Below are 12,953 nucleotides of genomic sequence, written 5' to 3'. Positions count from 1 at the left end.
CGCGGAGAAACTTTGATGACTGCGAAGTTGGAAAAAGTTCTGATCGCCAACCGCGGTGAGATCGCCCTGCGGATTCTGCGTGCATGCAAAGAGATGGGCATCAAGACTGTCGCTGTTTACTCCAAGGCTGACAAAGAACTGATGCACCTGGGCCTGGCAGACGAATCCGTCTGCATCGGCCCGGCCTCGGCCGCGCACTCTTACCTGCACATTCCGGCAATCATCGCCGCGGCTGAAGTGACCGGCGCTACCGCCATTCACCCAGGCTACGGTTTCCTTGCGGAAAACGCTGATTTCGCTGAACAGGTCGAAAACTCCGGTTTCGCGTTCATTGGCCCGAAAGCCGACACCATTCGCCTGATGGGCGACAAGGTATCGGCCAAGCACGCCATGATCGCTGCCGGCGTTCCAACCGTTCCGGGTTCCGACGGCCCGCTGCCTGAAGACGAAGAAACCGCTCTGCGCATCGGTCGCGAAGTCGGTTACCCGGTGATCATCAAAGCCGCTGGCGGCGGTGGTGGTCGCGGCATGCGCGTTGTGCATAAAGAAGAAGACCTGATCTCCTTCGCCAAACTGACCCGCACCGAAGCTGGCGCGGCGTTCGGCAACCCGATGGTCTATCTGGAAAAATTCCTGACCAACCCACGTCACGTGGAAGTCCAGGTGCTTTCCGATGGCCAGGGCCAAGCCATCCATCTGGGCGACCGCGATTGCTCGCTGCAACGTCGTCACCAGAAGGTTCTCGAAGAAGCGCCGGCACCGGGCATCGACGAGAAAGCACGCGCTGAAGTCCTCGCACGCTGCGTCAAGGCTTGCATCGACATCAACTACCGTGGCGCGGGCACTTTCGAGTTCCTGTACGAGAACGGCGCGTTCTATTTCATCGAAATGAACACCCGCGTTCAGGTTGAGCACCCGGTTTCGGAGATGGTCACCGGTATCGACATCGTCAAGGAGATGCTCAGCATCGCCGCTGGCAACAAGCTGTCGTACACCCAGGATGACGTAGTCATCCGCGGTCACTCGCTGGAATGCCGGATCAACGCCGAAGACCCGAAAACCTTCATGCCGAGCCCTGGCACGGTCAAGCATTTTCACGCTCCGGGCGGCAACGGCGTTCGCGTCGATTCGCACCTGTACAGTGGTTATGCCGTTCCGCCGAACTACGATTCGTTGATCGGCAAGCTGATCACCTACGGCGCAACCCGTGACGAAGCCCTGGCACGCATGCGCAATGCGCTGGACGAAATCGTTGTCGACGGGATCAAGACCAACATCCCGCTGCACCGCGATCTGGTCCGCGACGAAGGCTTCTGCAAAGGTGGAATCAACATCCACTACCTGGAACACAAGCTGGCTGGCGAGAAGCACTAAGTTTCAACCCAATCAACAAAGCCGCCTTAGTGCGGCTTTGTTGTTTCTGAAGATTGCTGATTTCTTTTGAAGCACACAAAACCTGTGGGAGCGGGCTTGCCCGCGAAGAGGCCATCACAGCCACCAAAAGCTTTGCCAGCAAGCCCACTCCCACAAAACCTTCGCGCTCGCGTAAACTTGCGCGCTTCTCGCAGCCCGCTAGGCTGCAATCAATATTTTTCAAAGGTGCCCGCCATGCCTTGGCTGCAAGTCCGTCTCGCCATCAGCCCAGAACAAGCCGAAACCTACGAAGACGCGTTCCTTGAAGTGGGCGCCGTGTCGGTGACCTTCATGGACGCCGAAGATCAGCCGATCTTCGAACCCGAACTCAATACCACTCCGCTGTGGTCCCACACGCACCTGCTGGCCCTGTTCGAAGGCGACACTGAAGCCGCCAGCGTGCTGGCCCACCTTGAGTTGCTGACCGGCAGCCCGCTGCCCGAGCATCACAGCGAAGTCATCGAAGACCAGGATTGGGAACGCAGCTGGATGGACGGTTTCCAGCCGATGCGTTTCGGCCAGCGCCTGTGGATCGTCCCGAGCTGGCACGCCGCTCCCGAGCCTGATGCGGTGAATCTGCTGCTGGATCCGGGCCTGGCGTTCGGCACCGGCACGCACCCGACTACCGCACTGTGCCTGGAATGGCTCGACGGCCAGGACCTCAAAGACTGCAACGTACTGGACTTTGGCTGCGGCTCGGGGATTCTGGCGATTGCCGCCCTGTTGCTGGGTGCCAAGGAAGCCGTGGGCACCGACATCGACGTGCAAGCGCTGGAAGCCTCCCGCGACAACGCCGGGCGCAACAACATTGCCGAGGAGCTGTTCCCGCTCTATCTGCCGGAAGATCTGCCGCAGGTTCAGGCCGACGTGCTGGTGGCCAACATTCTCGCCGGCCCGCTGGTTTCCCTGGCACCGCAATTGTCCAGCCTGGTCAAGCCGGGCGGCCGCCTGGCGCTGTCGGGCATCCTCGCCGAGCAAGGTGAAGACGTCGCCAAAGCCTACGCCCAGGACTTCGATCTGGACCCGATCGCCAATCGCGATGGCTGGGTGCGCATCACTGGCCGTCGGCGCTAGAATGAACGCCCGCATAAACCGGATCGCCGCATGACCGACAGCTTCGTCACTCAGTGCCCGCATTGCCAAACCAGCTTCCGTGTCAGCCATTCGCAATTGAGCGTGGCCCGCGGAGTGGTTCGTTGCGGCTCGTGCTTGCAGGTGTTCAACGCCGCCAAGCAACTGCTTGAGCAACGGGCCGGCAAGGACACGGTCACGCCGGTTGCCCCGGCCATCGTCGAACCGCCGGAACAGCGCGCCATCAGCCAAAAGCAATGGACTGCCGCCGAGCTGGATCTGGACAGCCTGGACCTGGACGAAGAACTCGCCCGGCTCGAGCAACGGGAAATCCAGCCGACCACCGAGTTCGGCCGACAGCGCGAAGACAGCCTGAGCGCCAGCCGCGATAGCGCCGAGCACGACGAAGATCCGTGGGCCGACAGCTTGTTCAGCGAGTCGGCGGCCGATCGGGCACAGACCGCTGAAGCCGACTTGCCGGAACTGGAGCTCGAACCGAGCATACACTCGCGCACCGAACCTTCGCTGTCTCTGGAACCGGTGGATCTGGACGGCGAGCCTCAGCCTCCCCAGCTTCGTCTGCACGACCCACTCGATGCGCCGCTGCATCATGAACGTCTGTCGGCGACCGATAATATCGACGACGACCTGCCTTCGATCGAGCCGCTGCGCAAGCGACGCGAACGCAGCGAGCCGGGAGTACGCGCAGAATCGCTGCAAGACCTGACTGACGACCCGCTGCAACTGGACTGGCAAAAACGCCGCTCACCCTGGGGTCGACGGTTCTTCTGGTTGCTGCTGATTTTGCTTGGCGCCGCTGCGCTCGCCGGTCAGTACGTTGCCTATCATTTCGACGAACTGGCGCGCCAGGATCAGTACCGTCCGTGGTTCCAGCAACTGTGCCCGCAAATCGGCTGCACCGTACCTTCCAAAGTCGACATCGCGAAAATCAAAAGCAGCAACCTGGTGGTGCGCAGCCACCCGGACTTCAACGGTGCGCTAGTGGTCGACGCGATCATCTACAATCGCGCGCCCTTCTCCCAGCCCTTTCCGCTGCTGGAGCTGCGCTTTGCCGACCTCAACGGCCACCTGATCGCCAGCCGTCGCTTCAAACCCGGGGAGTACCTCAACGGCGACCTCGAAGGCATGGCAGAAATGCCTCCGCAAACGCCGATCCACATCGCACTGGATATTCTCGATCCGGGCGCCAAAGCGGTGAATTACAGCCTGAGCTTTCATTCGCCCGAGTGAAACGGTTCAGTGTTACGGCTTTGACGGCATATTTCTGACTTTGACCGCTCGAACCAAACCGCTGGCGATAACAGAATAACTGTTCAGATTTTGTTCAATTCAGCCTTTATCCAGTCATCGAGAGCGGGTATCATGCCAACCCTTTTTCGAACTCTCATGATCCGGCCCCACAACAGGGAAGTCCTATGTCGGCGGTACGCATCGGTCCATACATATTGCACAACGGCTTGATTCTCGCCCCCATGGCGGGCGTCACCGACCAGCCCTTTCGTCAGCTGTGCAAGCGACTGGGCGCAGGGCTAGTAGTCTCGGAAATGGTCACCAGCGACATGAGTTTGTGGAACACCCGCAAATCGCGAATGCGCATGATCCACGAAGGTGATCCCGAGCCTCGCTCGGTACAGATCGCCGGTGGTGACGCACAAATGCTGGCGGATGCGGCCCGGGCCAACGTCGAACTGGGCGCACAGATTATTGATATCAACATGGGCTGTCCGGCGAAGAAGGTCTGCAACAAGGCCGCCGGTTCCGCACTGTTGAAGGACGAAGCACTGGTGACCGAGATCCTGCAAGCCGTGGTGGCTGCGGTTGATGTGCCGGTCACCCTGAAGATCCGTACCGGCTGGGACCGGGACAACAAGAACGGCCTGACGGTGGCAAAGATTGCCGAGCAGGCAGGCATTACGGCGTTGGCGGTCCATGGCCGCACCCGTGCCGATCTGTACACCGGTGAAGCCGAGTACGACACCATTGCCGCGATCAAGCAGGCCGTGTCGATTCCGGTCTTTGCCAATGGCGATATCGATTCGCCGCAGAAGGCCCGGTACGTGCTCGATGCGACCGGTGCCGATGGCCTGCTGGTAGGCCGGGCCGCCCAGGGGCGGCCATGGATTTTTCGTGAGATCGATCATTTTCTGCGCACCGGCGAGACACTGCCGGCACTGGAGCTGATCGAGGTGGAACGCATTCTGCTAGAGCATCTGGCCGCGCTGCACGCCTTCTATGGAGACGTAATGGGCGTACGCATTGCTCGAAAGCATGTGGGCTGGTATCTCGCAACCTTGCCGGGCGCCAGGGAGTTTCGCGCCCACTTCAATCGTTTGGAAGATACGGAAGCACAATGCGCCAACGTTCAGGGCTTCTTCGCCGAACGTTACAAGAGCCTGACAGGGGACGGAGACGAGGTGGCCGCATGACGATGATGACCGAGACTTTAGTGAGTGGAACAACACCCGTGAGCGACAACGTGAATTTGAAACAGCACCTCAATACGCCGAGCGAAGAAGGTCAGACCCTTCGCGGGAGTGTCGAGAAGGCGCTGCACAATTATTTCGCCCACCTTGAGGGCGCTGCCGTCACGGATGTGTACAACCTGGTGCTCTCCGAAGTCGAGGCTCCCCTGCTCGAGTGCGTGATGAACTACGTCAAGGGCAACCAGACCAAGGCCAGCGAGCTGCTCGGATTGAACCGAGGCACGCTGCGCAAGAAACTCAAGCAGTACGATTTGCTGTAAGCATTCAATCAAACCAGAAAGGCGCCCGCGTAAAAACGGTCGCCTTTTTTGCTGACTCCTTTGCTTTTGATGGAAATTGAAATGACCGACCAGACTACCCGCCTGCCGATCCGCCGCGCCTTGATCAGCGTTTCCGACAAGACCGGGATCCTCGAATTCGCCAAAGAGCTTGAAGCCCTGGGCGTCGAGATCCTCTCCACCGGCGGAACGTTCAAGCTGCTGCGCGACAACGGTGTTGCCGCAGTGGAAGTCGCGGATTACACCGGTTTCGCTGAAATGATGGACGGCCGGGTAAAAACCCTGCACCCGAAAATCCACGGCGGGATCCTCGGTCGTCGCGGTATCGACGACGCCATCATGAACGAACACGGCATCAAGCCGATCGACCTGGTAGCGGTCAACCTGTACCCGTTCGAAGCCACCATCAACAAACCAGGCTGCGACCTGCCGACCGCGATCGAGAACATCGATATCGGCGGCCCGACCATGGTCCGTTCGGCTGCAAAAAACCACAAAGATGTGGCCATCGTGGTGAATGCCAGCGACTACGCCTGCGTCCTCGAAAGCCTCAAGGCTGGCGGCCTGACCTACGCTCAGCGTTTCGACCTGATGCTCAAGGCCTTCGAACACACCGCAGCCTATGACGGCATGATCGCCAACTACTTAGGCACCGTGAACCAGACGGCTGACACCCTCAGCACTGAAGGCCGCAGCGAATTCCCGCGCACCTTCAACAGCCAGTTCGTCAAGGCGCAGGAAATGCGCTACGGCGAGAACCCGCACCAGAGCGCGGCGTTCTACGTTGAAACCAAACCGGCCGAAGTCGGTATCGCCACCGCGACCCAACTGCAAGGCAAAGAGCTGTCGTACAACAACGTGGCCGACACCGACGCCGCGCTGGAATGCGTGAAGAGCTTCGTCAAACCAGCCTGCGTGATCGTCAAGCACGCCAACCCGTGCGGCGTGGCCGTAAGCCCGGACGCCGAAGGCGGTATCCGTCAGGCCTACGAACTGGCCTACGCCACCGACACCGAATCGGCGTTCGGCGGCATCATCGCCTTCAACCGCGAACTGGATGCCGAGACCGCCAAGGCCATCGTCGAGCGTCAGTTCGTCGAAGTGATCATTGCCCCGTCCGTCAGTGAAGAAGCTCGCGCCATCGTGGCTGCCAAAGCCAACGTGCGCCTGCTGGCCTGCGGCGAGTGGTCGGCTGATCGCGCCGCTGCGTGGGACTACAAACGCGTCAACGGTGGTCTGCTGGTGCAGAGCCGCGACATCGGCATGATCGGCGCCGATGACCTGAAAGTCGTGACCAAACGCGCTCCGACCGAGCAAGAGATCCACGACCTGATCTTCGCCTGGAAAGTCGCCAAGTACGTTAAATCCAACGCCATCGTCTACGCCAAGAACCGTCAGACCATCGGTGTCGGCGCTGGCCAGATGAGCCGTGTGAACTCCGCCCGTATCGCTGCGATCAAGGCTGAACACGCGGGCTTGCAAGTGCAAGGTGCGGTCATGGCATCCGATGCATTCTTCCCGTTCCGCGACGGCATCGACAACGCGGCCAAGGTCGGTATCACTGCGGTGATCCAGCCAGGCGGCTCGATGCGTGATAACGAAGTGATTGCCGCAGCTGATGAAGCCGGCATCGCCATGGTCTTCACCGGCATGCGCCACTTCCGTCACTAAGTACGATGATCACTGTGGGAGCGGGCTTGCCCGCGATGCAGGCACCTCGGTTTGCCAGGTAGACCGAGGGGATCCTATCGCAGGCAAGCCAGCTCCCACAGAAAAGCATCTCAGCGGTGCTCCACAGAATTCGCGTCATCCGAGGTTTTTTGAAATGAATGTTTTGATCATTGGCAGCGGTGGCCGTGAACACGCCCTGGCCTGGAAAGTGGCTCAGGATCCGCGCGTGCAGAAAGTTTTCGTGGCTCCGGGCAACGCCGGCACCGCCATTGAAGCCAAGTGCGAGAACGTCGCTATCGACGTGCTGGCCCTTGAGCAGCTGGCCGATTTTGCCGAGAAGAACGTGTCCCTGACCATCGTCGGCCCGGAAGTGCCGCTGGTCGCCGGCGTTGTCGATCTGTTCCGCTCCCGCGGCCTGGATTGCTTCGGTCCGACCGCTGGCGCTGCTCAGCTGGAAGGTTCGAAAGCCTTCACCAAGGATTTCCTGGCGCGCCACAAGATCCCAACCGCCGACTACCAGAACTTCACCGAGATCGAGCCTGCCCTGGCTTATCTGCGTGAAAAAGGCGCACCGATCGTGATCAAGGCCGATGGCCTGGCCGCCGGTAAAGGCGTGATCGTCGCCATGACGTTGACCGAAGCTGAAGACGCCGTGCGCGACATGCTGGCTGGCAACGCTTTCGGCGACGCGGGTTCGCGCGTTGTGATTGAAGAGTTTCTGGACGGCGAAGAAGCCAGCTTCATCGTGATGGTCGACGGCAAGAACGTACTGCCGATGGCCACCAGCCAGGACCACAAACGCGTTGGCGACGGCGATACCGGTCCGAACACCGGCGGAATGGGTGCTTACTCCCCTGCCCCGGTCGTGACCGCTGAAGTACACAAGCGCGTCATGGACCTGGTGATCTGGCCGACCGTGCGCGGCATGGCCGAGGAAGGCAATGTCTACACCGGTTTTCTGTACGCCGGCCTGATGATCGACAAAGCTGGTAACCCAAAAGTCATCGAATTCAACTGCCGTTTCGGCGACCCTGAGACCCAACCGGTGATGCTGCGTTTGCAGTCGAGTCTGGTGCTGTTGGTCGAAGCAGCCCTGGCACAAGCCCTGGACAAGGTCGAAGCGCAATGGGATCCACGTCCGAGCGTCGGCATCGTGCTGGCGGCTGGCGGTTATCCTGGCGACTACGCTAAAGGCGTGGCCATCAACGGTCTGGATGCAGCCGCGGCACTGGAAGGCAAAGTCTTCCACGCCGGCACTGCACTCAAGGACGGTCAAGTGGTGACTGCCGGTGGTCGAGTACTCTGCGCCACGGCAATGGGTGCCAGCGTCGATGCGGCTCAACAGCAGGCTTACAAGCTGGCGGCCAAGATTGACTGGGAAGGCTGTTTCTATCGCAAGGACATTGGCTATCGTGCCATTGCCCGCGAGCGTGGCGAAAATCAGGAATAAGAGAACCATTCGGCCAGGCAAGGGCTTCGGGCCCTTGCCGGGCTATTCCGGCGCCGCGCATAGTTATATTCTGGCATCAACCTACGAAGGGATTTCGCCGTGCGCTGGCTCAGGATTGCCATAGGTTTCACCGTCACGTTGCTGACCTTGCTCTGCATGCTCCCGGCCCAGGCCGCGCAAGGCAGTGGATGGGCGGTATTGCTTGATGAACAGGGTGACCTGCAGCTGAGCGACATCCGTTCCACTCGCTACACCAATCAATTCAGCCCTATCGAACTCGACCGTATCACCGCGGCCGAGCCCGATGGCGCGTTATGGCTGCGCTTCAGGCTTGCACCCGGCAAACACGAACAGTTACTGCGAGTGTTCGCGCCGGATCTTTCACACCTCCATCTGTTTGTGCTGGACGGCGAGACGCTGATCGAGCAATTGGACACCGGTACCGGGCAGCGTCAGGCTGAGCGCCCCTTGCCCAGCAGTGACTTCATGCTGCCGCTGCCGCAAAGCGACAAACCACTCGACGTTTACCTGCGACTGGTCTCCGGCCACCAGTTGAGGCCCTATATCACCCTGCAATCGGCGGTCATGACCGCGGCCAATCAGACCCAGACACTGATCTACGGCCTGCTGTTCGGTTGCATCGCGATGCTGATCCTGCACAACCTCATTCGCTACGCCTACACCCGCTCGCGCAGCAGTCTCTGGCTGGCAGGCTGCGAAGTTTTGTTGATGCTCAGCCTGGCGCTGCTGCTGAACCTGGCCGGCCCATGGTTACCGAGCTGGCTTGCGGTACAAGCGCCAGGCGCTTACCTCGCCTTGCTGCTGACGGCACCATGCGGGCTGATGTTCGCCTATCACTTCTTTGCTCCACTCGGCTCACACCCGCTGAACAAGCTTCTGTTGGGCGACATCGTGTTCATCACTGTCTGCGGCCTGCTGCTGTTGTTCGTCAATACACTGCCGCTGAACATCATTACCTATACGCTGGTCGCCCTTGCGGGCCTGACCATGTTGTTCGTCAGCGCCTATCACTGGCAAAAAGGCTATCGCCCGGCGCGTCTTTTCGTGGCGGCCATGGTGGTGTTCAACGCCGGCGCACTGATTATCCTGCCTGCCCTGCTGGGGCTGACCCTGGTGGAACCTCAAGGCCTGATCACCACCTTGCTGGTGTTCATCTGCATCAGCGGCCTGCTGATGAGCATTGCCCTTAGCGAACGCCAGCGCAGCATTACCGAAGATCGTTTCAGCGTCAGCCGCGACCTGGCCGCCAGCAATGCCGAGATCAATGCCAAGGCCGAATTCCTGGCGAAGATCAGCCACGAAATCCGCACCCCGATGAATGGTGTTCTGGGCATGACCGAACTGCTGCTCGGCACACCGCTCTCGGTCAAACAGCGCGATTATGTACAAACAATTCACAGCGCCGGCAACGAACTGCTGACCCTGATCAACGAGATACTCGATATCTCCAAGCTCGAATCCGGGCAGATCGAACTGGACGATGTGCAGTTCGATCTCAACGCGCTGATCGAAGACTGCCTGAGCATCTTCCGCGCCAAGGCCGAACAGCAGAACGTCGAGCTGATCAGCTTTATCCAGCCGCAAGTGCCGCGGGTCATCAGCGGTGACCCGACGCGCCTGCGCCAGACTCTGCTGAGCCTGCTGGAAAACGCCCTGAAGAAAACCGATGAAGGCGAAATTCTCATCGTTGTCGCCCTCGACGAACGCAGCGCCAGACCGCGCCTGCGCATCGCCGTGCAGGACAGTGGCGAGCCCATGGACGCCGAAGAGCGCGATGCGCTGATGCACGCCGAACTGCACAGCAAACACTTCCTGTCGGCCACTCGCCTGGGGGGCAATCTGGGGTTGGTGATCGCCCGTCAGCTGATTCGCTTGATGCAAGGGGAATTCGGCATCAAGAGCGGCGCCAACCAGGGCAGTACGTTGTGGCTGACCCTGCCGCTGGACCCTGACCGCCTCGAACACCCGACGTCCGATCTCGATGGTCCATTGCAAGGTGCACGGGTGCTGGTGGTTGACGACAATGACACCTGCCGCAAAGTACTGGTGCAACAGTGCAGCGCCTGGGGCTTGAACGTCAGCGCTGTCCCTTCTGGCAAGGAAGCACTGGCGCTGCTGCGCACCAAGGCTCACCTGCGTGACTACTTCGACGTGGTCCTGCTGGACCAGAACATGCCCGGCATGACCGGCATGCAACTGGCGGCCAAGATCAAGGAAGACCCAAGCCTGAACCACGATATTTTGCTGATCATGCTCACCGGTATCAGCAATGCGCCAAGCAAGATCATTGCGCGCAACTCCGGGATCAAACGCATCCTCGCCAAACCGGTGGCTGGCTACACACTGAAGACCACCCTGGCCGATGAACTGAACCAGCGCAACAAGGGCCTCGTCTCGCAGCTCCCGCCCACCGGCTCTACCCTGCCGGTGAAGGTACCCAGCGACTTCCGCATTCTGGTGGCCGAAGACAACAGCATCTCCACCAAGGTCATTCGCGGGATGCTGGGCAAACTCAACCTGCAACCAGACACCGCCAGCAATGGCGAAGAAGCCCTGCAGGCGATGAAGGCCCAGCGTTACGACCTGGTGCTGATGGACTGCGAAATGCCAATCCTCGACGGCTTCTCGGCGACCCAGCAATTGCGCGCCTGGGAAGTCGGCAACCAGCGGGTTCGTACCCCCGTGGTGGCATTGACCGCGCATATCCTCGCCGAACATAAAGAGCGCGCGCGTCAGGCTGGCATGGACGGGCACATGGCCAAACCAGTCGAACTGTCGCAGTTGCGCGACCTGATCGAACACTGGGTTGCCCAACGCGATCAGCAGAACCGGGCGGCGACTCAAACCTCCTGAGCCGACAGACTCCGCCGCGCCTGATAGACTCCCCCCCACGACTTCCCTCGCCAGTGAGCTTGCACCATGCTCCACGTGTTATTCAGCGTTTACCTGAAGATGCTGGTGCTCTACAGCCCGTTCTTCGTGTTGTCCTGTTTCATCAGTCTGACCCGCGGTTATTCGCGCAAGGAGCAACGCCGCCTGGCCTGGAAAGTGGCGACCGCCACGCTGGTCTCCAGCGTCTTGCTGTACCTCTTCGGCCGAGTGATTTTCAGTGTCTTCGGCATCACCGTGGACGCCTTTCGTATCGGTGCCGGCAGCGTGTTGTTCATCTCGGCGCTGGGCATGGCTCAAGGCAAGTCGGCGGTTCAGACAGACAACGTGCAACAGGACGTGACCATTGTCCCGCTGACCATCCCACTGACGGTCGGCCCCGGCACCATCGGCGCCTTGCTGGTGATGGGCGTAAGCCAGCCGCACTGGGACGACAAACTTACGGCCATTCTCAGTATTGCCCTGGCCAGTTTCACGGTCGGCGTGGTGCTTTATCTGTCCAACCGCATCGAGCGCATTCTCGGCGACCAGGGTTTGCAAATTGTCAGCCGGCTGATGGGTCTGTTTGTGTGTGCATTGGCGGCGCAGATTATTTTTACGGGAGTAAAAGGTTATCTGGTGCCTTGACGCCCTGCCGGACGACCTTACTTACGCCGACTGAAGCGCTTGACCAGCACTTCTTTTCGATGCGCGCCAAGGTATTCCTCGATATCTGTCTTGATGGCCGCATAACGTGCGGGATTGAAGGTTGCGAACGCCTTTCCGTGAAAAATATCCAGGCTGGAAGTTTTCCAGTCTACAAAAAGAACGCCATCATCATGACTGCCGCCCTGATGATCGACAGCTGCCAACGCGACCAAAATGATACCGTTCGACATTTGCTCGCAAGGAATCGTGGACAAGCGCACGCCTTCAGTATTTTTCGATTCAAGGTTTAACAACTTGATTGCCTCAGGTTCTTTCTTCAATGCAGTCAACGTGGAACTTGAAACAGCACTGAGTACGGACGCACCCGGGATAGCGGCTTTAGCAGCTTCCACAGCCGTCTGGATAATATCGACCACAATATTATCCATTGTGACCTTTAGAGAACGTGCAGCGTATTTGGAAAAACCTTTATCGGGCACAAAACATCCAAGATCTTCCATGCACCGGGTAAATGCATGGTACCAAGCCTTGGGGTCTTTATTACCGGGCACTTCATAGTTCGCCTCCATCTTGGACATGGTGATTATATTTTCAATAATCGCCATATTCTCGAGACTGATGTTGTCGCCATAGCCCACCAGACTATTACCCAGCACCAACGCATCCAGGCCTCTGGTGGGGCTGGACACATCCGACGACACCAGCATTCTTGCGCGCGGTTTGATTGTCGGATGCCGACGCTTTTGAATACAGCGCCTAACGAAATCGACACTTTCTGCCGGGCTAACAGAACTCTCAAAAATACCCACAAACAACACTCCTTTGTTAGTTAATTAAACCCTCATCCTGGGGCCAAATAAAATCTAGCGCAGCTTAAGCACCCCCACAACTTCAATCAGATACAACATATGTAGACTAGCCAACCACTCATTAACTTATTAAAAGCAACAGCCCAACAACACCCAATCATTAACAAGTCAAAGACTCAAACGACCGGGTGTTATCCAA

At 59.2% G+C, this 12,953-nt stretch carries 10 protein-coding genes; 9 read left to right on the top strand and 1 reads right to left on the bottom strand.

Annotated features, from left to right (window positions below; all coding sequences use genetic code 11):
* Positions 1-15 precede the first annotated feature (15 nt).
* From accC to FQ185_RS22375, 9 genes are all read left to right on the top strand, one after another.
* Positions 16-1,374 (top strand): acetyl-CoA carboxylase biotin carboxylase subunit, encoded by a 1,359-nt coding sequence (gene accC, locus FQ185_RS22415; RefSeq protein WP_149419334.1) that lies wholly within the window; start codon positions 16-18, stop codon positions 1,372-1,374.
* A 234-nt stretch (positions 1,375-1,608) separates the two neighbouring features.
* Complete coding sequence (gene prmA, locus FQ185_RS22410) at positions 1,609-2,487, top strand: 50S ribosomal protein L11 methyltransferase (protein WP_149419333.1); 879 nt, start codon at positions 1,609-1,611, stop codon at positions 2,485-2,487.
* 30 nt (positions 2,488-2,517) lie between these two features.
* On the top strand, positions 2,518-3,735 hold the full coding sequence (locus FQ185_RS22405) for a DUF3426 domain-containing protein (RefSeq protein ID WP_149419332.1): 1,218 nt from the start codon (positions 2,518-2,520) through the stop codon (positions 3,733-3,735).
* 185 nt (positions 3,736-3,920) lie between these two features.
* Positions 3,921-4,931: a tRNA dihydrouridine synthase DusB gene (gene dusB, locus FQ185_RS22400; protein ID WP_149419331.1), complete on the top strand. Its 1,011-nt coding sequence runs from the start codon at positions 3,921-3,923 to the stop codon at positions 4,929-4,931.
* On the top strand, positions 4,928-5,248 hold the full coding sequence (fis, locus tag FQ185_RS22395; RefSeq protein ID WP_007907419.1) for a DNA-binding transcriptional regulator Fis: 321 nt from the start codon (positions 4,928-4,930) through the stop codon (positions 5,246-5,248). Before dusB ends, fis begins: the two co-directional genes overlap by 4 nt.
* 81 nt (positions 5,249-5,329) lie before the next feature.
* Positions 5,330-6,937, top strand: coding sequence for a bifunctional phosphoribosylaminoimidazolecarboxamide formyltransferase/IMP cyclohydrolase (gene purH, locus FQ185_RS22390; protein WP_149419330.1), 1,608 nt, complete (start codon positions 5,330-5,332; stop codon positions 6,935-6,937).
* Positions 6,938-7,091: 154 nt separating this feature from the next.
* The gene (gene purD, locus FQ185_RS22385; protein ID WP_046044758.1) at positions 7,092-8,387 is read left to right on the top strand and encodes a phosphoribosylamine--glycine ligase; all 1,296 of its coding nucleotides are present in this window, start codon (positions 7,092-7,094) and stop codon (positions 8,385-8,387) included.
* 99 nt (positions 8,388-8,486) lie between these two features.
* The gene (locus tag FQ185_RS22380; protein WP_149419329.1) at positions 8,487-11,261 is read left to right on the top strand and encodes a hybrid sensor histidine kinase/response regulator; all 2,775 of its coding nucleotides are present in this window, start codon (positions 8,487-8,489) and stop codon (positions 11,259-11,261) included.
* Positions 11,262-11,327: 66 nt separating this feature from the next.
* The gene (locus tag FQ185_RS22375; RefSeq protein WP_007937197.1) at positions 11,328-11,924 is read left to right on the top strand and encodes a MarC family protein; all 597 of its coding nucleotides are present in this window, start codon (positions 11,328-11,330) and stop codon (positions 11,922-11,924) included.
* Between the two features lie 17 nt (positions 11,925-11,941).
* On the opposite strand, the gene FQ185_RS22370 is transcribed toward FQ185_RS22375, so the two are convergent.
* Positions 11,942-12,754 carry a hypothetical protein gene (locus FQ185_RS22370; RefSeq protein ID WP_256730469.1) on the bottom strand — a complete coding sequence of 271 codons (813 nt, stop codon included), beginning with the start codon at positions 12,752-12,754 and terminating at the stop codon, positions 11,942-11,944.
* Positions 12,755-12,953: the final 199 nt, after the last annotated feature.

Source organism: Pseudomonas sp. ANT_H12B (assembly GCF_008369325.1).
In the GTDB taxonomy this organism is placed as follows: domain Bacteria; phylum Pseudomonadota; class Gammaproteobacteria; order Pseudomonadales; family Pseudomonadaceae; genus Aquipseudomonas.
The sequence above is the reverse complement of the archived record's forward strand: the minus strand, read 5'-3'. Positions and strand labels throughout refer to the sequence as shown.